Here is a 24,021-nt window from a genome sequence, read left to right on the forward strand (position 1 = left end):
TCCGCGCCCGCCGGACGGCGGCGACCGGCCGGGACCCGGTGCCCGCCGGGTCCTCGCGGCGGCACGGCCGGGGCGGCGTGGGTCTCCGGCTCCTCGGGCGTCCCGCGCTCCCACCATCCGCGGGCCGGCGTCCTCGGGCGGGACGGGGACCGGGCCGAGGAGCGGTCCTCCTTCAGTCGGCCAGCGCCCGCCGCAGCGCCGTCCCCAGCTGGGCGACGCCGACGACGCCGAGCAGGCAGCCGACCGCCGTCCCGCAGGTGACCACCGCCGCGGACCAGCCGAGGCCGGCCACCACCCCGGCCCCGCCGAGGGTGAAACCGGTCATGACGACCCGGGTGGGGCGCTCCCAGACCGACAGCTCCCCGGTCTCGGTGACGCCGGCCTGCCCGGCCCGGGCGCGCAGGTAGTCCGGCAGCCAGCACAGCCCGCCGAACGCCGCGGCCAGCCAGCCGGGGGCGCCGGCGACCCAGAGCGCGGCGGCGAACGCCCCCTCGCTGAGCCGGTCGACGGCCGAGTCGAGGACGAAGCCGCGGCGCGAGGCCCGCCCGGTCGCGATGGCCAGCGCCCCGTCGAGCCCGTCCAGGACGGCGGAGAGCCCGACCAGCACCCCGGCGAGCACGAGCCACGGGCCACCGGCCGCAGCCGGGACGACGGCGGCCGCCGCGACGAGCAGCCCCGCGGCGGTCACCGCGACCGGCGGCAGCCCGGCGACCCGTCGGGCCAGCGCGTAGACGCCGGACAGCCAGCCGTGCACCAGCCGGCTGGCCGCCGGGTCGGCCCCGCCGTGCCACGTCGACCAGGCGGCGAGGTACTCCTCGCGGCTCAGCACGGCACCCGCTCCACCAGCGCAGTCCACCAGGCGCGGCGGACCGGGGACAGTGGAGGGGTGCTCGCCGGTCTGTCCCCCGCCCGACGCCGCCTGGTCGTCACCGTCCTGGCCCTCGTGGTCGTCGCCGTCCTGGTCACCGGCGCGGCGCTGCTGCTGGGTCGGCCGTCGGGCGCCGCGGGCCGCGAGCCGGTGTCCCAGGGGACCCCGGGCCCGGTGCTGCTCGTGCCCGGCTACGGCGGCTCGACCGCGTCGCTGCAGCCGCTGGCCGACCGGCTGACCGCCGAGGGGCGCGACGCCACGGTGGTCGACGTGCCCGGCGACGGCACCGGTGACCTCGGCGAGTCCGCCGACGCGCTGGACGAGGCGGCCGACGCGGCGCTGGAGCGCACCGGTGCCGAGAGCGTGGACGTCGTCGGCTACTCCGCCGGGGGTGTGATCGCCCGGCTGTGGGCGGCCGACGGCGGCGCGGCCGTCGCCCGCCGCATCGTGACCCTCGGTTCCCCGCACCACGGCACGACGCTGGCCGACGTGGCCGGACAGGTGGCCCCCGAGGAGTGCCCCGAGGCCTGTCGCCAGCTGGCCACCGCCAGCCCGTTGCTCACCAGGCTCAACGCGGACGACGAGACGCCCGAGGGGCCGGCCTGGGTCTCGATCTGGACGGCGCAGGACCAGACGGTGACCCCGCCGGACTCCGCCCGGCTGGAGGGGGCGCTGGAGTTGCCGGTGCAGTTGGTCTGCGCCGGTGCCCGCGTCGGACACCGCGACCTGCCGCGCGACCCGCTGGTGCAGGCCATGGTGCTCGAGCAGCTGGGCGCCGCGCCGCCGGCCGCGCTGGGCCCCGACGACTGCGCCCGCCTCGGCGGCTGAGACGGGGCCTCGTCCTGCCGCAGCCGGGTCGTTGACACATGCAGGTAGATACCTGCATGATGCTGGTCGTGGGCAGGGACATCCGCGATGTCGACCAGGTCTTCAAGGCCCTGGCCGACGGCACGCGGCGGCTGTTCCTCGACCGGCTGCGCGAGCAGGACGGGCAGACGCTGGGCGAGCTCTGCGCCCGGCTCGGCATGGCCCGCCAGTCGGCCACCCAGCACCTCGACGTCCTCGTCCGCGCGGGCCTCGTCACCGTCGTCCGTCGCGGCCGGGAGCGGCTGCACTTCCTCAACCCGGCGCCCCTGCACGACATCGGGGAGCGCTGGATCTCGTCGTTCGACCGACCCCGCCTGGCGGCGCTCTCCGCCATCCGGTCCCGAGCAGAGGAGCTCGCCGTGTCCGAGTCCGTCCCGACCTACGTGTACGTCACCTACATCCGCGCGAGCGCCGGGCAGGTGTGGCACGCGCTCACCGACGCAGACCTCACCGCCCGCTACTGGGGGCACGCGAACGTCTCCGACTGGCAGCCCGGCTCCAGCTGGGAGCACCGGCGCACCGACGACTCCGGCACCGTCGACGTGGCCGGCCGCGTGCTCGAGGCCGACGCACCACGGCGCCTGGTCATCACCTTCGGCTCGCCCGACGGCGAGCAGCCGCCGGGCGGGAACTCGGTCGTGACCTTCCTCCTCGAGGAGCAGGGCGGGGTCGTCCGGCTCACCGTGACCCACGACAACCTGGCCGACCAGACCGCGCTCGGGGAGATCTCGCACGGCTGGCCCGCGGTGCTGGCCAACCTCAAGTCGCTGCTCGAGACCGGCGAGGTGCTGCCCGAGGCCCCGTGGGAGATGGCGCCGGCGGGGAGGACGTCGTGACCGGGACGGCCGCACCCGCGCTGACGGAGGAGGTCACGCTCTCCGTCCGCGCCGCGGGCTACGCCCTCGAGGGCCTCGCGGAGGTCAGCGCCGCGGATCTCGGCCGGCCGACGCCATGCGGCGACTGGGACCTGCGGACCCTCCTCCTGCACCTCGCCGACGCTGCCGACGCCCTCTCCGGCCTCGTCACCACCGGCGAGCTGGTCCTCCCGGCGCCGCGGTCGGACCGCCCCGACGCCGCCACCCTCGACCCCGTGGCCGTGGCCCAGGACCGGATCCACCGCCTGCTCGCCGTCCTGACGGGGGCGACGCACCCCGGCACCGCCGCGGCCGCCCGCGGGAGCGCGATCGAACTGGGCCTCCACGGCTGGGACGTCGCGACGGCCTGCGGGTCGGGACGCCGGATGCCCCCGGAACTGGCCGCCGCCCTCCTCCGGACGGCGACCTCGCTGATCGACGACCGCACCCGCCGGCCCGCCTTCGGCCCGCCCGTGCCGGTCCCCGCGGCGGCGGATCCGGAGGACCGCCTCGTGGCCTTCCTCGGCCGACGCCCTCGTCCTCCCCTCAGCTCGTGACGTCCTTGGTGGTGAAGTTCGCCCAGGCCGCCGCCAGCAGCACGCCGACGTAGACGCCCTGCAGCGCCAGCCCGCGGACGACGTCCCGCCACAGGATCGGGTCGCGGAACAGGTCGACGAAGGCCAACCAGTACCGGGTGGGCAGGTAGGGCGCGATCGGCGAGGCGGCGTCCAGGGTGAACAGCAGCGAGGAGGTGACCAGCACCGCCAGCGCGCCGAGCGCGGCGGCCAGCGGGGAGTCGGTCAGCGTGGAGAAGAACAGCCCGAAGGCGGCGACGCCGAGCATGGAGACCGTCACGTAACCGATCGCCATGAGGCTGCGGCCGGCCAGCTCCTGCTGCGACAGCGAGGTGCCCGACACCGACGTCCCGCCGCCGACGGGCTGGGCGTCGAACAGCGTCGTCCCGACGACGTAGCCCACGCCCGCCACCACCAGCACGGTGACCAGCACGAACGCGATGACCGCGAGCAGCTTGGCCACGAGCAGCCGGGTGCGCCCGGCGGGGCGGACCAGCAGGTAGCGCAGCGTGCCGGCCTGCGCCTCGCCGGCGACGGCGTCCCCGGCGACGACGGCGACCGCGATGGGCAGGAACAGCGGCAGCACGATGGCCAGGGCCGCCAGCGGGAACAGCGCACCGTTGGTGAGGACGGCGGACAGGAACGGCGGGCCCTCGCCCGGCCGCGGGGCCAGGTCGGTCAGCTGCACGAGGACGGCGACCAGCACCGGCAGCGCGTTGAGGACGGCGATCGTCACCCAGGTCCGCGGACGGCGGAACAGCTTGCGCAGCTCGACGCCGATCACCGGGCCGCCTCCACCCGGTCGGCGCTGGTGCCGGCCGCGGCGAGCACGACCTCCTCCAGGGTGGGCCGCTGCAGCGCCAGCCCGGTCACCGGCACCCCCGCGCCCACGAGCAGCGCGTTGACCTCGGCCGGGTCGGCGCCGCGCACCACCACCCGTGAGCCCTCCACCCCGAGCACCCGGCCGTCGAGCACGGCCCGCACCCGGTCGGCGGCCGGGGTGTCCACCACCGTGGCGCCGGTGGGCGCGGTCAGCCGGACCAGCTCGTCCTGCAGCACCAGCCGGCCGCGGTCCAGCACGCCGACCCGGGTGCACAGCTGCTCGACCTCGGCCAGCAGGTGGCTGGAGAGGAAGACCGTCGTCCCGCCGCGGTGCAGCTCCAGCAACAGGTCCCGGATCTCGTGGATGCCCTGCGGGTCCAGGCCGTTGGTGGGCTCGTCGAGCACCAGCAGCTCCGGGCGGCGCAGCAGTGCGGCGGCCAGCCCGAGCCGCTGCCGCATGCCGAGGGAGTAGGCGCGCACCGGCCGGCGGTCGATGCCGCCCAGGCCCACCTGCTCGAGCACCTCCTCGATGCGGGCGCGGCGGGTGCGCCGGGAGCCGCCCGGCCCGGCCGCGTCGATCAGCGCGAGGTTGGTCCGGCCGGACAGGTGCCCGTGGTGCGCCGGCCCCTCGACCAGTGCGCCCACCCGGGGCAGCACCCGGCGGCCGGCACGCGGCATCCGCTCGCCCAGCAGCTCCACCTCACCGGCGGTCGGCAGCACCAGGCCCAGCAGCATCCGCACCGTCGTCGTCTTGCCCGAGCCGTTGGCGCCGAGGAAGCCGTAGACGTCACCGGCGCAGACGTCGAGGTCGATGCCGTCGACCGCGCGCAGCCGGCCGTAGCGCTTGACCAGCCCCCGGGTGCGGATCACCGAGCTCATGACGCGGCCCCGGGCAGCCGGCGGGCGGCGTCGGCCAGCGCGTCGAGGGTGACCGTGCCGGTGAGCACGTAGGCCGGGCCGTCGGGCGGGGTCACCAGCATCAACCCCAGCGGGCCCGCGGCGACCCGGGTGCCGAGGTCGTCGGTGACGGCGTCCGGGCTGGCGGTCAGCGCCTCGCGCAGCCCCCCGGCCAGCCGGCCGGGCACCGGCGCGGCCGCCAGCAGGGTCACGCCGCGGCCGTACACGCCGACCGCGTCGGGCACCCCCTCGAAGCTCCGCCGCGGCAGGCCGGCCAGCTCACCGGGCAGCCGCACGTCCGGCGCCCGCTCCTCGGCCTGCGCGATCAGCCCCTCGGTGTCGGGCGCGGTCAGCAGGGTGGCCTCCGGCGGCGGGGTGAAGGCGACGACGTCCGCCGGGGGGACGGCGAGGTCCAGGTCGAGGAAGCGGGTGTCCAGCGCCGCCAGGTCGGCGTCCCGGGCGAACACCTCCACCTGCAGCGGCAGCCCGCTGGCGGCGTCGACCCACACGTCGACCCGCCCCACGGACGCGGCCGGCTCGGCGGGCACCAGCCGCAGGCCGAGCGCGTCGCGGCCGGCCACCCGGCGGGCGCCGGCGCGGGAGAGCTCGTCGTCGGTGGCCTCGGACAGCAGCCGCCGGCCGAGCGCGGCGGGCAGCAGGTCCGGCGGGGTGGGCAGCGCGAGGGACGCCGGGGCGCCGCGGGTGGCGGTGGCGGCCTCGAAGTCCCACGTCCAGCTGCCGCCGGGGTCGCGGTGCACGCCGGTCTCCCCCGCCGCGGTGACCACGTCGACCCGGTGGTCCTCCGGCCCCCGCCACCACACCCGCATCAGCGTCCGGTCGCTGAACAGGTCGGCGACGTCGGTGAGCCGCTCGGACACCGGCAGCGCCAGGCCGCCGGCGGAGACCGCGTAGCCGGAGAACCCGACGTCCGCGCTGGCCAGCACCGCGGACCGCAGCTGCGCCGCCGGGACCTCGGTGTCGTCGCCGGGCAGCGCGGCCACGACCGACGGCAGCGCCACCAGCGCCGCCACGAGCAGGCCGACCGCCGCCCAGCGGGCGAGCGCGCCCCGCCCCCGTGCCGCCATGCGTCCCACGGTACGAGCGGGCGGCGACCCGGCCCCCTGCAGGGCCCCGCCGCGAGCTTGCGAGTGGTGGGGAGCAGGGGGTCCTTTTCAGTGCGACGCGCGCGGCCCCCTGCAGGAGGAGGACCTCGTCCTCCCACTCCTCGCAGACCCGGGGTGGGACCCGCGGGACGGGGCCGCTCCGGTCAGTGCGAGTCGGTGTGCGCCTTGCGGCGGTGCACCGTGAGGTTCATGACGAGCACGATCAGCGCCCCGACGACCAGCCCGACGAGCGCGCTGGCGAGGGTGTTGACGAGCCACCCCACGACCCCACCGAGGGCCCCGGTGGCCTCGTGCGCGAGTTCCTCCAGGTGGTGCACGGCGCCGTAGACGGCGTGCAGCCCCAGCTCGTCCGAGCCCACCAGCAGGATGTGACCGCCGACCCACAGCATCGCCGCGGTCCCGACCACGGTCAGGGCGGTGAGCAGCCGCGGCATCGCCTTCACCAGCCCGTGGCCGAACCGGGAGATCCCCTTCCCCGGGCGCTGGGACAGGGACAGGCCGACGTCGTCCATCTTCACGATGAGGCCGACGACGCCGTACACGAGGATCGTGATGCCGAGCGCGACGACCGCGAGGATCACCGCCCGGGAGAGGAACGCCTCGTCGGCCACCTCGTTCAGCGAGATGACCATGATCTCCGCCGAGAGGATGAAGTCGGTGCGCACGGCCCCGGACACGATCGTCTTCTCGTCCGGAAGCGCCTGCTCCGCCGATGAGTGGGCCTCGGAGTGGCCGCTGAGCTTGTGCCAGACCTTCTCCGCGCCCTCGTAGCACAGGTAGGCCCCTCCGATCATCAGGATCGGGGTGAGGAGGAATGGCAGGAACTGACTGAGCAGCAGGATGGCGGGCAGGATGATCAGCAGTTTGTTGCGCAGCGAGCCGACGGCGATGCGCCGGATGATCGGCAGCTCCCGCTCGGCGGCCAGGCCGTGCACGTACTGCGGCGTGACGGCGGTGTCGTCGACGACGACACCCGCGGCCTTCACGCTGGCCCGTCCTGCAGCCGCCCCGATGTCGTCGACGGAGGCGGCGGCGGCGCGCGCCAGCACCGCCACGTCGTCGAACAGGGCTACCAGTCCACCGGCCACGGAACGTCCTCCCAGTTGGTCTGCACTCGTGTGCAGTCTCGGCGATCATGGCCCGTCCGGCCGCACCGGGCGACTCACCGCTCGGCATCCCGGGCAGGACTACCCGGCTGGGGACACGCCGAACGCCCGGTCCGGAGGGGCCGTCGTCCGGCGGCCGGGACCGGCACCCTGGGGTGACGGGCTGCTCACCGGGTGCAGCAGGGAGGCAGGACCATGCGGACGGCGGACGACGAGGGCGCGGCGCTGTGGCCCGACCGGTACCTCACCGAGGGCCGGCTGGTCGTCGTCCGCTCGCCCCGACGAGAACCGTCGTCGCGGTGGGCGCGGCTGCGCGCGGCCGCCGTCCGGCTGGACCGGGCCACCCGCGCCCGGCTGGGACTGCCGTCCTCCGCCCCCGAGCCGCCGTCCCCGGCACCCGAGGCGGCCTTCGCGGCGTGGGACACCACCGAGGCGCGCGTCGCCGCGGCCGCCGGGCGGGCGTGGGCGGAGACGGTGCGCGAGCCGTCCTGGTCCTCCCCGCTGCTGGCGGCGAGCCGCTTCGACGGCCGGGCCGAGGTCGACCGCATCGTCGACCTCGCGCTGCGCATCCGGTCGGCCCGCGTCTCCCTCGGGGTGCGCCCGCCCGGGACGGCGGCGGAGTACTGGGACCGCCAGTCCGCCGCGCTGGAGGCCGCCGCGCTCCGGCTCGGGCACCGCGCCGACGCGCTGATCCGCTACCGCGACCAGGCCGCGCTGCTCTCGGCCGAGCTGCGCCACCTCGCCGACCTGGAGCGGCTGGAGCGCAGTGCCGCGGAGGTCGACGGGATCACGGCCGCGACGTCGGCGCTGCCCGGCCGGGGGGACGGCGACCTGCGCGCGGTGGCCGACGAGATCGGCGCGGTGCGCAGTGCGGTGGCCGAGCTGGTCGAGCTGATGACCCGCACCCGCGCGCCGCTGGCCGAGCCGCCGGACTGAGCGGAGAGGGCGTCCATGGGGCGGTGTGGCGGTTGCGTGTGGACGACGGACGCGCAGCCCCGTTCGGTCCACCGGCCGCCCGGGAGGTGCCTCTCCGCGACCTCCACCGCTGCTTCCAGGAGGAAGCAGCGGTGGAGCATGCGCCGACCACGTCTCCACGCCTCCCGCGCAGGCGAACGGGCCGTGGGCCACGACGGTCGGGAGTCCGCGTGCATGGCCCGGGAACGACCGTGGGTAGAGCGGCTCCATGGCGCCTCCCCTCAGTGACGCGGTCGTCGTCGACGTCCTCCGCCGGGTCGACCGGCTGACGACGCCGCTGGTCCGCCGGCTCGGCCGCCCACCGGAGCTGCCGCAGGCCGAGCGGGAGCAGTGGTGGGCCGCCCGGGTCTCCCGGGTCGCCGCCGGCGTCAGCGCCGTCCCCCGCCTCGCCGGCAAGCTGGCCGACCTGCTGCCGCTGCAGAACACGATCGGCTCCGCGGTCCAGGCCGTGGTGGTCGGCGGGGTGGCCTCCGAGCACGGCGTCGAGGACGAGGCCGAACGGGTGTCGCTGCTGGCCCACGTGCTGCTCGACCGCGACCTGCCCGCCGAGCGGGTGCGGCCGCTGCTGGCACGGGCCCCCGGCGCCTACGCCGACGACGTCCTCGGGGACAAGGAGGACCGCAGCGCGGTCCGCACCCTGTGGCGGGTGGCCCGGCTGCTCGGCCGCATCGACGACACCCTCGACGCCCGACCCAAGGGCAAGCTGCGGCACCGGGCCCTGTCGAACCTGCCGGTGGTCGGCACGCTCGGCGGGTACGCGGCCGAGCGGGAGGGCCTGCGCCGGGCGGCGGCCGAGACGGCGGCCCTGCTGGCCGGCCGCGCCACCCGCACACCCGCGGCGGACCCCGCTCAGTGAGGAGCGGGGACCGCCACCAGGTTGGCGTGGACCTCGCGGGTCGCCGTCGACCGGTTCATGGTGATGAAGTGGATGCCGGGGACGCCCTCGTCGAGCAGCGTCCGGCACAGCTCGGTGGCGACCTCGACGCCGTAGGCCCGCACCGCGGCCCTCGCCTCGGCGGTGTTCCCGTCCAGCTCGGCGAAGCGGGCGGCCAGGTGCTCGGGGAACGCCTGCCCGGACAGCTGCACGATGCGGGTGATCTGCCGGGCGTTGGTCACCGGCATGACCCCGGCGATGATCGGCACCTCGCAGCCGGTGGCGGCCACCCGGTCGCGCATGCGCAGGTAGTCCTCCGTGCGGAAGAACATCTGGGTGATCGCGAAGTCGGCGCCGGCCCGGCACTTGCGCACGAACATCTCGACGTCGGTCTCGAAGTCCGGCGAGCGCGGGTGCCGCTCCGGGAAGGCGGCCACGCCGACGGAGAAGTCACCCATGGAGCGGATCAGCTCGACCAGCTCGGCGGCGTAGGTCAGCCCCTCCGGATGGGCGATCCACTCCGCCTGCGGGTCGGCACCCGGCGGGTCCCCGCGCAGCGCCAGCAGGTTCCGCACGCCCGCCGCGGCCAGCCGGCTGACCACGTGCCGGAGCTCGGCGACGCTGTGGTCGACGGCGGTGAGGTGCGCCAGCGGGGTCATCGTCGTCTCGGTGGCGATGCGCTCGGTGACCGAGACGGTGCCCTCGCGCGTGGACCCACCGGCGCCGTAGGTGACCGACACGAACGACGGCTGCAGCCGCTCGAGCTCGCGCAGCGCCGTCCACAGCTGGGTGGCGCCCTCGGGGCTCTTGGGCGGGAAGAACTCGAAGGACCACGTCGGCCGGCCCTCGGCGAGCAGCTCCCGCACGGTCCGCGTCATGGACAGCGAGGATACGGACCCGCCGGCGTCCGGCCCGCGCTGCATCCGCTCGGCACGCCCCCGGAGAAGGTCCTCCGGCACCGCCGCCCCACCGGCCCCAGGAGGCAGACCCCGTGGCCCTGACCGACTCCGCCCGGATCCCGGCCGCGCCTCATCGAGTCGCGCGCGATACTCATCCGGTGACCGCCGGGGCGCAGCAGCGCGAGACACCCGTCTTCCCCCCGGCTCCCCCGCCGGCCGCTGCCGAGACAGACCGCGTGCGCGCGGCCGTCTGGGCCGCCCTCTCGGACTTCCTCGAGGTGCAGCGGGAGACCCTCGCGGCGATGGACCAGTCGCTGCTCCCGGTGGTCGACGAGGTCTGCGCCCTGGCCGACGGCGGCAAGCGGCTGCGTCCGCTGTTCGCCTACTGGGGCTGGCGCGGCTTCAGCGGCGAGGGGCCCCGGGAGTCCGACGCCGCGGTGCTGCGGGCGGTCGCCGCGCTGGAGTTCGTGCACGCCAGCGCGCTGGTGCACGACGACGTGATGGACGGCGCGCTGACCCGCCGCGGCCGCCCGGCCACCCACGTCGGCTTCGCCTCCCGGCACGGGGACGGCGCGCTGGCCGGGGACGGCGACGCCTTCGGCGTGGGCGCGGCGATCCTCGTCGGCGACCTCGCGCTGGTGTGGTCCGACGAGCTGCTGCGCTGCTCGGGCATCTCCCCCGCCGCGCTCTCCCGGGCCCGCCAGGTCTGGGACACCATGCGCACCGAGGTGACCGCCGGGCAGTACCTGGACCTGCTGCGCGCCGCCGGCGGCCTGCCCGGTGCGCAGGGCGCGCTGACCGTGGCCCGCTACAAGAGCGCCGGCTACACCGTGCAGCGGCCGCTGCAGCTGGGCGCCGCCATCGCCGGCGCCGGTGAGCGGGCCGCCGAGACCTACACCGCGATCGGCCTGCCGCTGGGTGAGGCGTTCCAGCTGCGCGACGACGTCCTCGGGGTGTTCGGCGACCCGTCGGTCACCGGCAAGTCCGCCGACGACGACCTGCGGGAGGGCAAGCAGACGCTGCTGGTGGCGCTGGCCGAGGAGGCCGCGGACGACGACGGACGGCGACTGCTCACCGAGGCGCTGGGGAACCCCGACGCCGGCCCGGCCGAGTTCGACGCGCTGCGGACGCTCTTCGAGTCCACCGGCGCCCGCGCGCAGGTCGAGCAGCGGATCGCCGAGCGCACGGCGCTCGCCCGCACCGCCATCGCCGAGGCCCCGCTGGCCGACGACGCCCGGGTCGCTCTCGACGCGCTCGCCGTCGCCGCGACCAGCCGCACCGCCTGATGGTCCGCACCGTCCCCGGGCGCACCGACCGCGTCGTCGTCGTGGGCGCCGGCCTCGCCGGGCTGTCGGCCGCCCTGCGGCTGCGCGGCGCCGGCCGGGAGGTCACCGTCGTCGAGCGCGCCTCCGGTCCCGGCGGGCGCGCCGGCCGGATCGAGGAGCGCGGCTACGCCCTCGACACCGGCCCGTCGGTGTTCACCGCCCCGGAGCTGGTCGCCGACACCCTCGCCGCGGTCGGCGAGAAGCTCGAGGACCGGCTCACCCTCGTCCCCCTGGAGACCACCTACCGCGCGCAGTTCGCCGACGGCTCGCACCTCGACGTGCACGCCGACGTCGACGCCTTCGCCGCCGAGGTGGAGGCGCTCTGCGGGCCCGGCGAGGCGGCGGCGCTGCGCCGCTACCTGGCCGACCTGGCCGAGCTCTACCGGCTGCAGCTGACCACCTTCATCGACCGCAACCTCGACACCCCGCTGGACCTGCTCGGCCCCGAGCTGGTCCAGCTGGCCCGGCGCGGCGGCTTCGGCCGGCTGTCCCGCCACGTCGAGCGGCACTTCACCGACGACCGGCTGCGCCGGCTGTTCAGCTTCCAGGCCCTCTACGCCGGGGTCTCGCCGTACCGCGCGATCGCCGCCTACGCGGTCATCGCCCAGCTCGACATCGGCGCCGGCGTCTGGCACCCGGTGGGCGGGATCGCCGCCGTCCCCCGCGCGATGGCCGCCGCGGCCGCCGACGCCGGGGTCGCGCTCCGCTACGACGCCGGCGTCGGTGAGTTCGAGCTCCGCGGCTCCCGGGTCACCGGCGTGCTGCTCGACGACGGCGAGCGGCTGCCCGCCGACGCCGTCGTCGTCACCGTCGACCGGCCGGAGGCGCTGGTGCCCGGGTTCCGGCGGGTGCGGCGGCCGGTGTACTCGCCGTCCTGCGTGGCGGTGCACGTCGGCGTCCGCAGCGAGCTGCCCGGCCAGGCGCACCACACCATCAGCTTCGGCACCGCCTGGCGGGAGGTGTTCGACGAGCTCATCCGGGACGGCCGCCCGATGACCGACCCGAGCCTGCTGGTGAGCATGCCCTCGCACACCGACCGCAGCCTCGCCCCCGAGGGCGGCCAGGTGCTGAGCATCGTCGCGCCCACCCCGAACCTGGACCCGCACAGCGGCGGCAACCCCGACCTGGACTGGACGACGCTGGGCCCCCGCTACCGCGACGAGGTGCTGGGCGTGCTGGAGGAGCGCGGCTGGGCCGGGCTGACCGGCGCGATCGAGGTCGAGCACGTCGACACCCCGCTGACCTGGGCGGCGCAGGGCATGGCCGCCGGGACGCCGTTCGCGCTGGCGCACACCTTCGGCCAGACCGGCCCGTTCCGGACGCCGACGCTCCCCCGGCGCGGCCCGGAGAACGTCGTCCTCGCCGGCTCGTCGGTGCAGCCCGGCGTCGGCGTGCCCATGGTCGTCATCAGCGGCCGGCTCGCCGCCGAACGGATCACCGGACGGGACCCCCGATGACGCTCGTCGACCCGCCGCGCACGCAGGCCGAACGGCAGGCGCTGCTCGACGCCGCCTATCGGCACTGCGCGGCGATCAACGCCGAGCACGGCAAGAGCTACCACCTGGCGACCCGGCTGCTCACCCCGGACCGGCGCCCGGCGATCCACGCCCTCTACGCCGCCGCCCGCACCGCGGACGACCTCGTCGACCACCCGGGCGCCGACCCGGCCGGCGACCTCGCCGAGTGGTCCCGAGCGCTGCTGGCCGAGCTGGAGGCCGGCTGGTCCCACGACCCGGTGCGGCTGGCCACCGTGCACACCTACCGCCGGTACGCGATCCCGGTCGAGCACCTGGTCGACTTCCTCGCCGCGATGACCAGCGACCTCGACGTCACCGGGTACGCCGACATGGACGCCCTGGACCGCTACATGTGGGGCTCGGCGTCGGTCATCGGCCTGCAGGTGCTCCCCGTGCTCGGCACCGCGGAGGGCGTGGCCCTCGAGGAGGCCGCCCCGCACGCCATCGCGCTGGGCGAGGCCTTCCAGCTGACCAACTTCCTGCGCGACGTCGCGGAGGACGTCGACCGCGGCCGGGTCTACCTGCCCGCCGACCTGATGGCCGCGCACGGCGTCACCCGTGAGCAGCTGGCCGCGAAGCGGTACGACGCGGCCTTCCGCGAGCTGATGCGGGAGATGGTCGCCATCGTGCGCCGCCGCTACGACGACGCAGCCCCGGGGACGACGATGCTCGCGCCGGAGTCCCGCGACTGCGTGCGCGCGGCCACCGAACTCTACGGCGGCATCCTCACCGAGATCGAGCGGGCCGACTACCGGGTGCTCGACCGCCGGGTGCGGGTGTCCAAGCCGCGGCGCCTGGCGGTGTTCGCCCGCCGGTTGACCGCCGCCCAGCTGGCCAGGGTCAGGGTGACCATGGCGAAGCCGAACAGCAGGTCCTCGACCGGCGCGTAGGCGATCCGCGGGCCCCAGATCGCGTCCGGGTCGTAGGTGACGACCGCCAGCCCGGTCAGCACGCCGTTCATCAGCAGCTGGAACGTGATGATGATCGCGTAGGCCACCCAGAACACCGGCCGGGTGACCATCCGCGTGCGGTAGACGGCCAGGTCCAGCACGAGGACGGCGACCACCGCCAGCACGGCCAGCGTCGAGTAGCTCACCGGCCGATCTCGGCTTCCTCGGCGATGTTCATCTGCCCGACTCCGCGCCTCGGCCCGCTCCTCGCTCGTTCCTCGCTGCGATGCCCCCGAGGCTGTCGTCGGGCGGGTAGCCGGCGTCCCAGCCGGTGACCTTGCGCACCGCCTCCAGCGCCAGCACCGAGCACAGCGGGACGACGAGGAAGAACAGCACCTCCTCGACCGGGATGCCCCCGGGCAGCCGGACGCCGAGGGTCAGCTCGTCGGAGTAGTCCCAGTGGCCCTGCGCGATCGCGTACAGCACCCAGACCACGAAGACGGCGAACTCCGGCGCGACCGCGAGCAGCAGCCGCCGCCAGCGGGGGTACACCCGCACCCGCAGCAGGAGCTCGAGCGGCGCGGTGACGACCAGGCAGCCGGCCAGCAGCGCGAGGTAGGTCAGCTGCCCCATGCGTCGACGCTCAGAACGCCAGGGCCTGGGCGCGCCGGGTGACCTCGGTGTGCCGGTCGCTGCGCAGCGCGTGCACGGGCGTGCCCGGCAGCGTGTCGTCGGCGCGGAACAGCCACTCGAAGACCTCCTCGTCGCTGAACCCGCCGTCCTTGAGCACGGTGATCAGGCCGGGCAGGTGCTTGAGGACGGCGCCGTCCTGGAGGAAGTCGGCCGGGATCCGGCTGTTGCCGCTGCCGGGGACCGCCATGAGCTTGTGCTCGCGCAACAACTGGCGGACCCGGTTCGGCGAGACCCCCAGCACGCCGGCGACCTCAGCGGGGGTGAGCGTCTCCATGACGTCCGAGCCTATGACCCCGCCGCAGTCCGCCGTGCCCGGGACGTCGACCCGCCGGCCGGCTGCCCCGATAGCATGGGACGGGGCCGTGACTGGCGCTGCTGAGGTGGACCACCACCGGGGAGCGGCCCGCACCACCCCGCCGGGCGCCTGGGCACCCACTCGTCGTCCCCTCGCGCTGGAGCCCGCCATGACCGATGCCACCACCTCCTCCGACGCCGCCGCCTCCATGCCCCACGCCGATGTCGCCTCCGCCGCCTACCGCAACGCGCTGCAGGTCATCGGGGCGGTCGAGCCCCGGGTGGCCGACGCGATCGGCGCGGAGCTCGCCGACCAGCGGGCCTCGCTGAAGCTGATCGCCAGCGAGAACTACGCCAGCCCCGCCGTGCTGCTGACCATGGGCAACTGGCTGTCGGACAAGTACGCCGAGGGCACCGTCGGCCACCGCTTCTACGCCGGCTGCCAGAACGTCGACACCGTCGAGGCGCTGGCCGCCGAGCACGCCCGCGAGCTGTTCGGCGCGCCGCACGCCTACGTCCAGCCGCACTCGGGCATCGACGCCAACCTGGTCGCCTTCTGGGCGGTGCTGGCCTCCCGCGTCGAGTCCCCGGCGCTGGAGAAGGCCGGCGTCCGGCACGTCAACGAGCTGACCGACTCCGACTGGTCGGCGCTGCGCCGCCAGCTCGGCGACCAGCGGATGCTCGGCATGTCCCTCGACGCCGGTGGCCACCTCACCCACGGCTTCCGCCCGAACATCAGCGGCAAGATGTTCGAGCAGTCCTCCTACGGCACCGACCCCGAGACCGGGCTGCTGGACTACGCCGCCGTCCGCGAGCGGGCCCGCGAGTTCCGCCCGCTGATCCTCATGGCCGGCTACTCCGCCTACCCGCGCCGGGTGGACTTCGCCCGGATGCGCGAGATCGCCGACGAGGTGGGCGCCACGCTCGTCGTCGACATGGCCCACTTCGCCGGCCTGGTCGCCGGGAAGGTGTTCACCGGCGACTTCGACCCGGTGCCGCACGCCCACGTCGTCACGACGACGACCCACAAGTCCCTGCGCGGCCCGCGCGGCGGCATGGTGCTGGCCCAGCCCGAGTACGCCGAGGCCGTCGACCGCGGCTGCCCGATGGTGCTCGGCGGCCCGCTGCCGCACGTCATGGCCGCCAAGGCCGTCGCCTTCGCCGAGGCCCGCCAGCCCGCCTTCGCCGGGTACGCGCAGCGCATCGTCGACAACGCCGTCTCCCTCGCCGAGGGGCTGACCCGCCGTGGCGCGCGGCTGGTCACCGGCGGCACCGACAACCACCTCGTGCTCGTCGACGTCTCGGGCTTCGGCCTCACCGGTCGCCAGGCGGAGTCCGCGCTGCTGGACGCCGGCATCGTGACCAACCGCAACGCCGTCCCGGCCGACCCGAACGGCGCCTGGTACACCTCCGGCATCCGGCTGGGCACCCCGGCGCTGACCACCCGCGGCTTCGGGGCGGACGAGTTCGACCGCACCGCCGAGCTGATCGTCGACGTCCTGTCGAACACGACGCCGACCGCCACCCGCGACGGGTCGCCGTCCAAGGCGAGGTACGCGACCACCGACGGCCTGGCCGACCGGGCCCGCGCCGCGGCGGCCGAGCTGCTGGACCGCCACCCGCTCTACCCCGGCCTCGAGCTGGCCTGAACCGCCCCACCGGCGATCTCCCGTCGAGATCGCGCGGTCTCGCACGCTCGCGACGCTGCAGCGGTGCGAGATCGCGTGATCTCGACAGGGGTGAGTGCGCCGGTGTGGTTGTGACGGGTGAACCCGTCACAACGGCCGGCGCTCCGCGTGTACGGGCGGCGCAGCACCGACCCGCTCCTACACTCGGCCGGGTGGACACCGCCGTGACCGACCCCGTGGTCGGCCTCGTCCTCGAGGGCAGGTACCTGCTCGAGGAGCGCCTCGCCCGAGGCGGCATGTCCACCGTCTACGCCGCCACCGACCTGCGGCTGCACCGCACGGTCGCGGTCAAGGTGATGGCCGAGCACCTGGCACACGACCCGACGTTCGTCGACCGGTTCACCCGCGAGGCGCGGGCCGCGGCGATGCTCAGCCACCCCAACGTCGTCTCGGTCAGCGACCAGGGCAGCGACCAGGGCCTGGTGTTCCTGGTGATGGAGCTGGTACGCGGCCGCACGCTGCGCGACCTGCTGCAGGCCCGCGGCCGGCTCACCGTCGCCGAGGCCTTCGCCGTCCTGGAGCCGGTGCTCTCCGGGCTCACCGCCGCCCACCGCGCCGGGATCGTGCACCGCGACATCAAGCCCGAGAACGTGCTCATCGGCGCCGACGGGGTGGTGAAGGTCGCCGACTTCGGCCTGGCCCGCGCGCTCACCGGCACCGGGCAGACCAGCCACACCGGCGGCGTGCTCATCGGCACCGTCGCCTACCTCTCCCCCGAGCAGCTCGAGCGCGGCAAGGCCGACGCCCGCAGCGACGTCTACGCCGCCGGTGTCGTGCTCTACGAGATGCTCACCGGCCACCCGCCCTACGGCGGCGACACCCCGCTGGCCGTGGCCTACCAGCACGTGCACCACGACATGCCCCGCCCGTCGGAGGAGGTGCCGGGGCTGCCGTTGGAGGTCGACGAGCTGGTCGCGCGCACCACCCGCCGCGAGCCCGCCGTCCGCCCGCTGGACGCCGGCGCGTTCCTCGCCGACCTCGAGGACGTGCGCACCGACCTGGCCATCGAGCGCGTCCCCGTGCCGACCGGGCGCAGCACCGCCACCGCCGAGACGCTGCGGCCGACCAACCGGCCCAGCCGCCCGACGCGACACCCGAGCGACCCGGCCGCCCCGCGCACCGAGGTGCTCGGCCCCGGCGGCACCCGGCCCGGCCGGGGCAGCAGCCGCACCTCGATGCTGCCCGGCACCGGCCCAAGCGCCGACCCGGGTGCACGGCGGCCCGCGCCCGAGCGCGCCCGCCCCGGCGTGCCGGCGCACATCCGCCGCCGTCGCGCCCGGCTCGCCGTCGCCCTCGTGCTGCTCACCGCGATCACCATCGGTGCAGTCGGCTGGTGGCTGGGGTCCGGCCGGTGGACGACGGTGCCGCAGCTGGCCGGCAAGGAGCAGGCGGCGGCGATCGACCTGCTCCAGGAGGCGGGGCTGGACCCCGACTGCTGCGGCGAGCAGTTCAGCGAGGACGTCCCCGACGGCGTGGTCATCTCCGCCGAGCCCTCCGGCGGCGAGGCCATCCGCGGCACCGACGTCCGGCTGGTCGTCTCCAAGGGCCCGGAGCGGTTCGAGGCCGGTCCGGAGCTGGTCGGCCTCCCCGTGGAGGAGGTCCGCACCAAGCTGGACGGCGTCCCGGTGGCCATCCGCGAGATGCAGGACTACGACAACGAGGTGCCGGTCGGCCACGTGACCGGCTTCGACCCGGAGGCCGGCACCGAGCTCAAGCGCGGCGAGGAGCTGGTGGTCTACGTCAGCCGCGGCCACGAGCCGGTGACGGTGCCCGCCGTGGTCGGGCTCTCACCGGAGGAGGCGACGGCCAACCTGGAGGCGCTCGGGTTCGCCGTGGAGCGCACCGAGGGCCGCAGCGCCGACGTCGACCCCGGCGAGGTCATGGCGGTCACCCCGGCCAGCGGCCAGCAGGCGCCCTACGAGAGCACGGTCACGCTGCAGGTCTCGATGGGGCTGCCGCAGGTGCAGGTGCCCGACGTGGTCGGCCGCAGCCAGCCGGAGGCGACCGCGCTGCTCCGGCAGGCAGGCTTGCAGGTGCAGGTGAGCCAGTTCTACGGCGACCGGGTGTTCCGGCAGAGCCCGGCCGCCGGGCAGACGGTCGACATCGGCACCCCGGTGACGATCCTGGTGACGTTCGGACAGGACTGAGGACACTGCGCACCGCGGCAGGTGTGCCGCCCATCGGGGCGCACATCCAGATCAAGGGCGGGCTGGCCAGGGGCGGCCTGACCTACACCGACGCCGTCGGCGCGCGGGCCGTGCAGGTCTTCGTCGGCAACCCGCGCGGCTGGAAGCTGACCGCGGGCGACCCGCGTCAGGACGCGCTGTTCACCGCGGGCTGCGCCGAGCGTGGAGTGCCCGCCTTCATCCACACGCCGTTCCTGGTCAACGTCGGCTCGCCCACCGAGGCGACCGTCGAGCAGTCGATCGCGACCATCGCGCACAACCTCGCCCGCGGCGTCCAGCTCGGCTGCCAGGGCGTCGTCGTCCACGCCGGGTCCGCCGTCGGTGAGGACCGCTACGAGGACGCGCTGCGCCAGCTGCACGAGCGGCTGCTGCCCGTGCTCGAGGCCGCGCCGGACGACGGCCCGCGGCTGCTGGTCGAGCCGACGGCCGGTGGCGGCAGGTCGCTGGCCGCCACCGTCGAGGACCTCGGCCCGTACTTCGCCGCGCTGGAGCACCACCCGCTGCTCGGCGTCTGCTTCGACACCTGCCACGCCTGGGCGGCCGGTCACGAGCTGACCACGCCCGGCGGCACGGCCTCGACCCTCGACGCGCTCGAGGCCACCGTCGGCCCCGGGCGACTGGGCCTGGTGCACGCCAACGACTCGCTCGACGAGTGCGGCTCCAAGCGGGACCGGCACACCACCATCGGCGCCGGCTCGATCGGGACGGCGCCGTTCGCGGAGCTGCTGGCCCACCCGTCGATGGCCGGCGTCCCGGTCGTCGTGGAGACGCCCAGCGAGAAGGACGGCGTCCCGTGGGCCGGCCATGCCACCGACATCGCGCTGCTCAACGACCTCGCGGTCCTCCGGAGCACACCGCGGCCGGGTGCCGTCCCCCTGGCGAGCTGAGCCACCCGACCGGCTGCTGTTCGGCAGCCACTGACGGAGCGGGGCGACGGTGTGCGCGGATGCGCGGTTCCCTCCCGGAGAGCTGCGCGTCAGCGCACACCGTCGACGGCGCCCGTCGCGGCGCCCGCCGTCGTCGTCAGCGGTCGAGGATCCCGGCGAGCACGTCACCGGCGCGCTCCACGCCGGCGCGGTCGACGCCCAGGTTGGTCACCAGCCGCAGCCGCCGGTCGCTCACCTGGGACACCAGCACCCCCTGCGCCTTGGCGGCCTCGGCCACGACCGGGGCGGGGACGTCGTCCAGCCGCACGATGTTGGTCTGCACCGTGGCCGGGTCGACCCCGAGGCGCTTGGCCAGCAGCCGGGCGTGCTCGTGGTCCTCGGCCAGCCGGTCGAGGTGGGAGTCCAGCGCGTACAGTCCGGCCGCGGCGAGCACCCCGGCCTGCCGCATCCCGCCACCGAGCCGCTTGCGCCACAGCCGGGCGGCGGCGATCCGCTCGGCCGAGGCGACGAGCACCGACCCGACCGGGGCACCCAGCCCCTTGGACAGGCAGACCGAGGCGGTGTCGGCCAGCCCGCCGTAGGTGGCCAGGTCGACGCCGGAGGCCACGGAGGCGTTCCAGATCCGGGCGCCGTCGAGGTGCACGTCGACACCGGCCTGCCGCGACCAGTCCCACAGCGCCCGCAACTGCTCCAGCGGCTGCACCAGCCCACCGCCGCGGTTGTGCGTGTTCTCCACGGCGATCGCCGCGGTCGCGGTGAGGTGCCAGTTGTCCCGCGGCCGCACCTGCTCGACGAGCCGGGCGGTGTCGAGCCGGCCGCCGTCCGACACGACCGTGCGGGTGGAGATGCCGAAGAGCACCGCCGCCGCACCCATCTCGTAGGTGACGATGTGGGCGTCGGCGTCGCAGAGCACCTCCTGGCCCGGCTCGCAGACCAGCCGCAGGCCGATCTGGTTGCCCATCGTCCCCGACGGCACGAACAGCCCGGCCTCGTGGCCGAACAGACCCGCGACCCGCTCCTCGAGCGCGTTGATGGTCGGGTCCTCGCCGTAGACGTCGTCCCCCACCTCGGCCTCGGCCATCGCCCGGCGCATGCCGGGCGTCGGCTTCGTGACGGTGTCCGAGCGCAGGTCGACCAGGTCAGCCACGCAGCATCTCCGCGACCAGGAAGGCGAGCTCCAGCGACTGCCCGGTGTTCAGCCGCGGGTCGCAGGCGGTCTCGTAGCGGCTGTTGAGGTCCTCGTCGCTGATCTCCATGGCCCCGCCGAGGCACTCGGTGACGTCCTCACCGGTGAGCTCGACGTGGATGCCACCGGGCCAGGTGCCCAGGGCCCGGTGGACGTCGAAGAAGCCGAGCACCTCGTCGACGACCCGGTCGAAGTGCCGGGTCTTGTAGCCCGAGGGCGACTCGTGCGTGTTGCCGTGCATCGGGTCGCACTGCCACACGACCTGGTGGCCGCTCGCGGTCACCTTCTCCACGATCGCGGGCAGGACGTCCCGGATCTTGCCGTTGCCCATCCGGCTGATCAGGGTCAGCCGGCCCGGGATGCCCTCGGGGTCGAGCCGCTCGACCAGCTCGGTCGCCTGCTCGGGAGTCGTCGTCGGGCCGATCTTGACGCCGATCGGGTTGGCGATCCGCGACATGAACTCCACGTGCGCGCCGTCGAGCTGGCGGGTGCGCTCGCCGATCCAGACGAAGTGCGCGGAGGCGGCGTAGGGCCGGCCCTCGTGCACCCGCAGCAGCGCCCGCTCGTAGTCGAGGATCAGCGCCTCGTGGCTGTTGTAGAGCTCCACGCCGCGCAGCGCGGTGTCGTCGACGCCGCAGGCCTTCATGAACGCCAGCGCCCGGTCGATCTCGCGGGCGATCACCTCGTAGCGCACCCCTGCCGGCGAGCTGGCCACGAAGTCCTTGTTCCAGTCGTGCACCGCGTGCAGGTCGGCCAGGCCGCCGCGGGCGTAGGCGCGGATCATGTTCATCGCGGCCGCGGAGTTGGCGTAGGCGCGCACCAGCCGGTTCGGGTCCGGGATGCGCTTCTCGAGCACCGGCTCCAGCGAGTTGACCATGTCGCCGCGGTAGGAGGGCAGGCCGAGGGCGTCGGTGTTCGACGAGCGGGGCTTGGCGTACTGCCCGGCCACCCGGCCCACCTTGACCACCGGCACGCTCGCGCCGTAGGTCAGGACGACGGCCATCTGCAGCAGCGTGCGCGTGGTGCTCTGCAGGTGCGCGTCGGTGTTCAGGTCGAAGGTCTCCGCGCAGTCACCGCCCTGCAGCAGGAACGCCCGGCCCTGCGCCACCTCGGCCAGCCGCGTGCGCAGCTCGTCGACCTCGGTGGGCGCCACGATGGGCGGCACGGAGGACAGGGTGGCCAGGACGGTGTCCAGCGCGGCGCGGTCGGGCCACTCCGGCTGCTGAGCGGCGGGCAGCTCCCGCCACCGGTCCAGGTCGAGCAGCAGGGCAGCCGGGTCGGAGAGGGTCACGCCATCAGAGGGTACCGGCGGCTCTGCCGCAGCCCTCTGGAACGGCTCCCCTGCAGCAGTCCCGCCGCCGGCCCCGTCCCGGGTCCCGCCCTGAGCTCGCGAAGGGTGGGGAGGACGCGGTCCTTTCTCAGCCGAAGAAGACCTCGACCTCCGCGTAGCGGTCGACCGGGACCAGCTTCAGCTGCGCGGTCGCCTCGGCCAGGGGCACCCGCACGATGTCGGTGCCCCGCAGCGCCACCATGATGCCGCTCTCCCCGGCGTGCACCGCGTCGAGCGCGGCCAGCCCGAAGCGGGTGGCCAGCACCCGGTCGAACGGCGAGGGGGTGCCGCCGCGCTGGATGTGCCCGAGGACGACGGCTCGGGACTCCCGGCCGGTGCGCTGCTCGATCAGCGAGGCCAGCGCGGTGCCGATGCCGCCGAGCCGGACGTGGCCGAACGCGTCCTTCTCCCCCGTGGACGTCACCAGGTCGCCGTTCTTGGGCTTGGCGCCCTCGGAGACCACCACGATCGGCGAGTAGCCGGAGTCGAACCGGCGCTGGCAGTGCTCCACGACGGCGTCGACGTCGAAGGGCTGCTCGGGGATGAGGACGACGGTGGCGCCGCCGGCCATCCCGGCGTGCAGCGCGATCCACCCCGCGTGCCGGCCCATGACCTCGACCACGAGCGTCCGGTGGTGGCTGTCCCCGGTGGTGTGCAGCCGGTCGATGGCCTCGGTGGCCACGCCGAGGGCGGTGTCGAAGCCGAAGGTGTAGTCGGTGGCGTCGAGGTCGTTGTCGATGGTCTTGGGGACGCCGACCACCCGGACGCCGGCCTCGGCGAGCTTGGTGGCCACCCCGAGGGTGTCCTCGCCGCCGATCGGGATCAGCGCGTCGACGCCGAGCCGCTCGAGCGTGGCGAGCACCCGGTCGGCGCCGCCCTCCAGGGCGTAGGGGTTGGTGCGCGAGGTGCCCAGGACGGTGCCGCCGCGGGGCAGGATGCCGCGGACGGCGGCGAGGTCCATCGGCACGGTGTCGCCCTCGAGGACTCCGCGCCAGCCGTCGCGGAAGCCGACCACCTCGTCGCCGCACCGGACGCCCTTGCGGACGATGGCGCGGATCACCGCGTTGAGGCCCGGGCAGTCGCCGCCGCCGGTCAGGATGCCGATGCGCATGGGGCCGTCCTCCGGGAGGGTTCGGGGCGCTGAGGGTCGTCGGCGGGTCGTGTGCTGATCAGGGAGATGATCGTATGCCGAGGGTGATCGCCGTCACAGGGGCCACGGGCACGCTCGGACGACGTGTCGTCCCACGGCTCGCCGGCCGGGAGGACGTCGCCCTGCGGCTCGTCGTGCGCGAGGCCGCCCGCGCCCCGCGGGTCCCCCGGGCCGGGGTGGCCGCCGTCCCGGGCGGCTACGCCGACGGGCCCGGCCTGACCGCCGCCCTCGCGGGGGTGCACACCCTCTACCTGGTGTCGGCCGCCGAGGCCGAGGACCGGCTGCAGCAGCACCGCACCGCCGTCGCCGCGGCGGCCGCGGCCGGCGTGCAGCGCGTCGTCTACACCTCCTTCCTCGGCGCCGCTCCGGACGCCGTCTTCACCCTCGCCCGACAGCACGCCGCCACCGAGGAGGCCCTCACGGCGACCGGCGTGCGCACCACGGTGCTGCGGCACGCCATGTACGCCGACTTCGTGCCGTTCTTCGCCGTCCTCGAGGACGGGCGGGCGGTGATCGCGGCGCCGGCCGACGACGGGCGGGCGTCCTTCGTGTCCCGCGACGACCTGGCCGACGTCGCGGCCGCCGTCCTGCTCGACGACTCCCTCGCCCTCGACGGCGCCGTGCTCGACGTGACCGGGCCGGAGGCGCTGTCGCTGGACGACGCGGCCGCCGTCCTGGCCGAGGTGACCGGCCGTCCCGCCACCTACCGCCGCCAGACGGTCGAGGAGGCGTGGGCCACCCGGCGCCCGTCCGGGCACCCGGACTGGGAGGTCGAGGGCTGGGTCACCAGCTACCGGGCGATCGCCGCGGGCGAGCTGTCCCGGGTCACCGACGTCGTCCCCACGCTGACCGGGCACCCGGCGCGGACGGTGGCCGAGCACCTGCGCGCCCACCCGGAGGACTGGGCCCACCTGCGCTCCTGAACGCGCCTGACCTGCGAGAACGGAGACCGTGGGGTCCGTGACCCCAGTTGCGCCGTTCCGGTTCACAACCGGCCGTTTCGTGCCGATGTGC

At 75.4% G+C, this 24,021-nt stretch carries 23 protein-coding genes, 1 pseudogene and 1 riboswitch; of the genes and pseudogenes, 12 read left to right on the forward strand and 12 right to left on the reverse strand.

Features of this window, described 5'->3' with window-relative positions:
• Window positions 1-172 precede the first annotated feature (172 nt).
• Window positions 173-829 carry a CDP-alcohol phosphatidyltransferase family protein gene (locus ACWIX7_RS01470; protein ID WP_448619857.1) on the reverse strand — a complete coding sequence of 219 codons (657 nt, stop codon included), beginning with the start codon at window positions 827-829 and terminating at the stop codon, window positions 173-175.
• A 57-nt stretch (window positions 830-886) separates the two neighbouring features.
• On the opposite strand from ACWIX7_RS01470, the gene ACWIX7_RS01475 reads away from it, so the two are divergent.
• The 3 genes from ACWIX7_RS01475 to ACWIX7_RS01485 are packed head-to-tail and all read left to right on the forward strand — an operon-like array spanning window position 887 to window position 3,146.
• Complete coding sequence (locus tag ACWIX7_RS01475) at window positions 887-1,696, forward strand: lipase family alpha/beta hydrolase (protein ID WP_448619858.1); 810 nt, start codon at window positions 887-889, stop codon at window positions 1,694-1,696.
• A 59-nt stretch (window positions 1,697-1,755) separates the two neighbouring features.
• Window positions 1,756-2,571 carry an ArsR/SmtB family transcription factor gene (locus ACWIX7_RS01480; protein ID WP_448622117.1) on the forward strand — a complete coding sequence of 272 codons (816 nt, stop codon included), beginning with the start codon at window positions 1,756-1,758 and terminating at the stop codon, window positions 2,569-2,571.
• Entirely contained in the window at window positions 2,568-3,146 is a 579-nt protein-coding gene (locus tag ACWIX7_RS01485) for a TIGR03086 family metal-binding protein (RefSeq protein WP_448619859.1), read from the forward strand. Before ACWIX7_RS01480 ends, ACWIX7_RS01485 begins: the two co-directional genes overlap by 4 nt.
• On the opposite strand, the gene ACWIX7_RS01490 is transcribed toward ACWIX7_RS01485, so the two are convergent.
• From ACWIX7_RS01490 to ACWIX7_RS01505, 4 genes are all read right to left on the reverse strand, one after another.
• A complete protein-coding gene (locus ACWIX7_RS01490; protein WP_448619860.1) occupies window positions 3,136-3,948 on the reverse strand; it encodes an ABC transporter permease in 813 nt (270 codons plus the stop codon). The two genes, ACWIX7_RS01485 and ACWIX7_RS01490, sit on opposite strands and share 11 nt — an antisense overlap.
• Window positions 3,945-4,865, reverse strand: coding sequence for an ABC transporter ATP-binding protein (locus ACWIX7_RS01495; RefSeq protein ID WP_448619861.1), 921 nt, complete (start codon window positions 4,863-4,865; stop codon window positions 3,945-3,947). The genes ACWIX7_RS01490 and ACWIX7_RS01495 overlap by 4 nt, the downstream gene beginning before the upstream one ends.
• Window positions 4,862-5,968: a transcriptional regulator gene (locus ACWIX7_RS01500; RefSeq protein WP_448619862.1), complete on the reverse strand. Its 1,107-nt coding sequence runs from the start codon at window positions 5,966-5,968 to the stop codon at window positions 4,862-4,864. The genes ACWIX7_RS01495 and ACWIX7_RS01500 overlap by 4 nt, the downstream gene beginning before the upstream one ends.
• A 182-nt stretch (window positions 5,969-6,150) precedes the next feature.
• Window positions 6,151-7,095: a DUF808 domain-containing protein gene (locus tag ACWIX7_RS01505; RefSeq protein WP_448619863.1), complete on the reverse strand. Its 945-nt coding sequence runs from the start codon at window positions 7,093-7,095 to the stop codon at window positions 6,151-6,153.
• Between the two features lie 213 nt (window positions 7,096-7,308).
• On the opposite strand from ACWIX7_RS01505, the gene ACWIX7_RS01510 reads away from it, so the two are divergent.
• Window positions 7,309-8,049, forward strand: a complete 741-nt coding sequence (locus ACWIX7_RS01510) for a hypothetical protein (protein WP_448619864.1) — start codon at window positions 7,309-7,311, stop codon at window positions 8,047-8,049.
• 247 nt (window positions 8,050-8,296) lie between these two features.
• Entirely contained in the window at window positions 8,297-8,944 is a 648-nt protein-coding gene (locus ACWIX7_RS01515) for a hypothetical protein (RefSeq protein WP_448619865.1), read from the forward strand.
• Here ACWIX7_RS01515 and metF read toward each other — a convergent pair.
• Window positions 8,938-9,840, reverse strand: coding sequence for a methylenetetrahydrofolate reductase [NAD(P)H] (gene metF, locus ACWIX7_RS01520; RefSeq protein WP_448619866.1), 903 nt, complete (start codon window positions 9,838-9,840; stop codon window positions 8,938-8,940). The two genes, ACWIX7_RS01515 and metF, sit on opposite strands and share 7 nt — an antisense overlap.
• A 113-nt stretch (window positions 9,841-9,953) precedes the next feature.
• On the opposite strand from metF, the gene ACWIX7_RS01525 reads away from it, so the two are divergent.
• From ACWIX7_RS01525 to ACWIX7_RS01535, 3 genes are read left to right on the forward strand one after another with little or no spacing between them, the layout of a single operon-like run.
• A complete protein-coding gene (locus tag ACWIX7_RS01525) occupies window positions 9,954-11,147 on the forward strand; it encodes a polyprenyl synthetase family protein (RefSeq protein WP_448619867.1) in 1,194 nt (397 codons plus the stop codon).
• A complete protein-coding gene (gene crtI, locus ACWIX7_RS01530; protein ID WP_448619868.1) occupies window positions 11,147-12,643 on the forward strand; it encodes a phytoene desaturase family protein in 1,497 nt (498 codons plus the stop codon). The genes ACWIX7_RS01525 and crtI overlap by 1 nt, the downstream gene beginning before the upstream one ends.
• On the forward strand, window positions 12,640-13,593 hold the full coding sequence (locus ACWIX7_RS01535; protein WP_448619869.1) for a phytoene/squalene synthase family protein: 954 nt from the start codon (window positions 12,640-12,642) through the stop codon (window positions 13,591-13,593). Before crtI ends, ACWIX7_RS01535 begins: the two co-directional genes overlap by 4 nt.
• Here the strand turns inward: ACWIX7_RS01535 and ACWIX7_RS01540 are convergent.
• The 3 genes and pseudogenes from ACWIX7_RS01540 to ACWIX7_RS01550 form a co-directional block, all read right to left on the reverse strand.
• Window positions 13,590-13,799: pseudogene (locus tag ACWIX7_RS01540) on the reverse strand (lycopene cyclase domain-containing protein); the annotation flags it as partial. The gene ACWIX7_RS01535 and the pseudogene ACWIX7_RS01540 overlap by 4 nt on opposite strands.
• A gap of 28 nt (window positions 13,800-13,827) precedes the next feature.
• Window positions 13,828-14,226, reverse strand: coding sequence for a lycopene cyclase domain-containing protein (locus ACWIX7_RS01545; RefSeq protein WP_448619870.1), 399 nt, complete (start codon window positions 14,224-14,226; stop codon window positions 13,828-13,830).
• Between the two features lie 10 nt (window positions 14,227-14,236).
• A complete protein-coding gene (locus tag ACWIX7_RS01550) occupies window positions 14,237-14,560 on the reverse strand; it encodes an Rv2175c family DNA-binding protein (protein ID WP_448619871.1) in 324 nt (107 codons plus the stop codon).
• Window positions 14,561-14,638: 78 nt separating this feature from the next.
• Window positions 14,639-14,723: riboswitch (ZMP/ZTP riboswitch) on the forward strand.
• Window positions 14,724-14,750: 27 nt separating this feature from the next.
• On the opposite strand from ACWIX7_RS01550, the gene ACWIX7_RS01555 reads away from it, so the two are divergent.
• The 3 genes from ACWIX7_RS01555 to ACWIX7_RS01565 all read left to right on the forward strand — a co-directional run bounded on the left by ACWIX7_RS01555 (window position 14,751) and on the right by ACWIX7_RS01565 (window position 19,341).
• Complete coding sequence (locus tag ACWIX7_RS01555; protein ID WP_448619872.1) at window positions 14,751-16,229, forward strand: glycine hydroxymethyltransferase; 1,479 nt, start codon at window positions 14,751-14,753, stop codon at window positions 16,227-16,229.
• A gap of 191 nt (window positions 16,230-16,420) precedes the next feature.
• Complete coding sequence (pknB, locus tag ACWIX7_RS01560) at window positions 16,421-18,415, forward strand: Stk1 family PASTA domain-containing Ser/Thr kinase (RefSeq protein WP_448619873.1); 1,995 nt, start codon at window positions 16,421-16,423, stop codon at window positions 18,413-18,415.
• A gap of 23 nt (window positions 18,416-18,438) precedes the next feature.
• Entirely contained in the window at window positions 18,439-19,341 is a 903-nt protein-coding gene (locus ACWIX7_RS01565; RefSeq protein WP_448619874.1) for a deoxyribonuclease IV, read from the forward strand.
• 136 nt (window positions 19,342-19,477) lie between these two features.
• Here the strand turns inward: ACWIX7_RS01565 and ACWIX7_RS01570 are convergent, their stop codons facing one another.
• The 3 genes from ACWIX7_RS01570 to ACWIX7_RS01580 all read right to left on the reverse strand — a co-directional run bounded on the left by ACWIX7_RS01570 (window position 19,478) and on the right by ACWIX7_RS01580 (window position 22,968).
• The gene (locus ACWIX7_RS01570; RefSeq protein ID WP_448619875.1) at window positions 19,478-20,488 is read right to left on the reverse strand and encodes a threonine aldolase family protein; all 1,011 of its coding nucleotides are present in this window, start codon (window positions 20,486-20,488) and stop codon (window positions 19,478-19,480) included.
• A complete protein-coding gene (locus tag ACWIX7_RS01575; RefSeq protein ID WP_448619876.1) occupies window positions 20,481-21,818 on the reverse strand; it encodes a class II 3-deoxy-7-phosphoheptulonate synthase in 1,338 nt (445 codons plus the stop codon). Before ACWIX7_RS01575 ends, ACWIX7_RS01570 begins: the two co-directional genes overlap by 8 nt.
• A 127-nt stretch (window positions 21,819-21,945) precedes the next feature.
• Window positions 21,946-22,968: a 6-phosphofructokinase gene (locus ACWIX7_RS01580; RefSeq protein WP_448619877.1), complete on the reverse strand. Its 1,023-nt coding sequence runs from the start codon at window positions 22,966-22,968 to the stop codon at window positions 21,946-21,948.
• 74 nt (window positions 22,969-23,042) lie between these two features.
• On the opposite strand from ACWIX7_RS01580, the gene ACWIX7_RS01585 reads away from it, so the two are divergent.
• On the forward strand, window positions 23,043-23,930 hold the full coding sequence (locus ACWIX7_RS01585; RefSeq protein WP_448619878.1) for an SDR family oxidoreductase: 888 nt from the start codon (window positions 23,043-23,045) through the stop codon (window positions 23,928-23,930).
• Window positions 23,931-24,021: the final 91 nt, after the last annotated feature.

Source organism: Geodermatophilus sp. URMC 65 (assembly GCF_053502545.1).

Bases quoted from the DNA above. Each gene is read 5' to 3' on its own strand.
- ACWIX7_RS01480 (WP_448622117.1), top strand. From the start codon at position 1,756: ATGCTGGTCGTGGGCAGGGACATCCGCGATGTCGACCAGGTCTTCAAG.
- ACWIX7_RS01495 (WP_448619861.1), bottom strand. From the start codon at position 4,865: ATGAGCTCGGTGATCCGCACCCGGGGGCTGGTCAAGCGCTACGGCCGG.
- ACWIX7_RS01500 (WP_448619862.1), bottom strand. From the start codon at position 5,968: ATGGCGGCACGGGGGCGGGGCGCGCTCGCCCGCTGGGCGGCGGTCGGC.
- ACWIX7_RS01510 (WP_448619864.1), top strand. From the start codon at position 7,309: ATGCGGACGGCGGACGACGAGGGCGCGGCGCTGTGGCCCGACCGGTAC.
- ACWIX7_RS01515 (WP_448619865.1), top strand. From the start codon at position 8,297: ATGGCGCCTCCCCTCAGTGACGCGGTCGTCGTCGACGTCCTCCGCCGG.
- metF (WP_448619866.1), bottom strand. From the start codon at position 9,840: ATGACGCGGACCGTGCGGGAGCTGCTCGCCGAGGGCCGGCCGACGTGG.
- crtI (WP_448619868.1), top strand. From the start codon at position 11,147: ATGGTCCGCACCGTCCCCGGGCGCACCGACCGCGTCGTCGTCGTGGGC.
- ACWIX7_RS01535 (WP_448619869.1), top strand. From the start codon at position 12,640: ATGACGCTCGTCGACCCGCCGCGCACGCAGGCCGAACGGCAGGCGCTG.
- ACWIX7_RS01545 (WP_448619870.1), bottom strand. From the start codon at position 14,226: ATGGGGCAGCTGACCTACCTCGCGCTGCTGGCCGGCTGCCTGGTCGTC.
- ACWIX7_RS01550 (WP_448619871.1), bottom strand. From the start codon at position 14,560: ATGGAGACGCTCACCCCCGCTGAGGTCGCCGGCGTGCTGGGGGTCTCG.
- ACWIX7_RS01555 (WP_448619872.1), top strand. From the start codon at position 14,751: ATGACCGATGCCACCACCTCCTCCGACGCCGCCGCCTCCATGCCCCAC.
- ACWIX7_RS01580 (WP_448619877.1), bottom strand. From the start codon at position 22,968: ATGCGCATCGGCATCCTGACCGGCGGCGGCGACTGCCCGGGCCTCAAC.
- ACWIX7_RS01585 (WP_448619878.1), top strand. From the start codon at position 23,043: ATGCCGAGGGTGATCGCCGTCACAGGGGCCACGGGCACGCTCGGACGA.